The sequence below is a fragment of the [Clostridium] citroniae WAL-17108 genome (assembly GCF_000233455.1).
GTDB classification, from domain to species: domain Bacteria; phylum Bacillota; class Clostridia; order Lachnospirales; family Lachnospiraceae; genus Enterocloster; species Enterocloster citroniae.
Genome location: NZ_JH376439.1, coordinates 1 through 587 on the forward strand (window position 1 = coordinate 1; position 587 = coordinate 587).

The following is a 587-nucleotide window of genomic DNA, read 5'->3' on the forward strand; positions in this document are numbered from 1 at the left end:
TTATGATCGTGGACTTTCCTAATAAAAAGTTTGTTTCTTTCCATACAATCGCTTGTATGGCCTCGGATGTCTTGTTTATTCTATATATAAATATATAGGATACTCAATTCATTTATTTCAATATGCGGTTTTCAAGGTACGTATGCAAAATCAAATGTTTGAAAACGTGTCGGAATCTCGCTTCCATAAGCGTTTTTAAATGTTTGATTTTATAGCGTGCCTGCACGCGACCGAAAGGACATAGTCCTTGAGGTGCATACGGTGTACGCAAATGGAGATGGAGAGATTCGAACTCTTGACCCCCTGCTTGCAAGGCAGGTGCTCTCCCAACTGAGCTACACCCCCATATATTGTAACCAATCCGCTCTTCTTACAGCAGATTGATTACCTGCACGCGCATCAGCGCGTTTCTTTTTTAGATAATCTGGCACTCACCTGCTCTCCCATGCCGTCTCCAGCATAGTACCATCGGCCGCTTAGGTCTTAACCATCGTGTTCGGGATGGGAACGGGTGTTTCCCCTAAGCGCATCAGCACCAGAAATTTGTGTTTCCTTGATTGATAATCAGAAAACTAAATAGTATATAA

Annotated in this window: 1 tRNA gene and 1 rRNA gene; both read right to left on the bottom strand. The window is 42.4% G+C overall.

Going from position 1 to position 587, the window contains the following annotated elements:
• Positions 1-272: 272 nt before the first annotated feature.
• Positions 273-345, bottom strand: a tRNA-Ala gene (locus tag HMPREF9469_RS30225).
• Between the two features lie 77 nt (positions 346-422).
• Positions 423-540: ribosomal RNA gene (gene rrf / locus HMPREF9469_RS30230) — 5S ribosomal RNA — on the bottom strand.
• Positions 541-587: the final 47 nt, after the last annotated feature.